1 protein-coding gene is annotated in these 265 nt (G+C 69.1%); it reads left to right on the plus strand.

Annotated features, from left to right (window positions below):
- Positions 1-122 precede the first annotated feature (122 nt).
- Positions 123-245, plus strand: coding sequence for a hypothetical protein (locus tag ACSNOK_RS34550; RefSeq protein WP_436784669.1), 123 nt, complete (start codon positions 123-125; stop codon positions 243-245).
- Positions 246-265: the final 20 nt, after the last annotated feature.

Consider the following 265-nt stretch of genomic DNA (forward strand, 5'->3'; position numbering starts at 1 on the left):
ACCTGGCGCTGCACGGCCACCGCTGGATCAAGGCCAAGGCCCGCCGCGTGGTGCACCGCCTGAACATCCACACGCTGGCCCAGGAAGAGGCCACCCAGCTGTAGCCCAACGCCATCGGCCGCGTGGAGCTGCTGCTGCAGGAAAGCATTCCCGCGGCGCCCTTCGCCCAGGCCCGCCAGCTGGGTGCGCTGATCCTCGTGGACACGGCCAGCCACGCTACCGCAGGCGCTGCACTGCTGGATTGAGCAACTGGACAGTCCCGCTT

The organism is Streptomyces sp. URMC 126, from assembly GCF_051386555.1.
Taxonomy (GTDB): Bacteria; Actinomycetota; Actinomycetes; order Streptomycetales; family Streptomycetaceae; genus Streptomyces.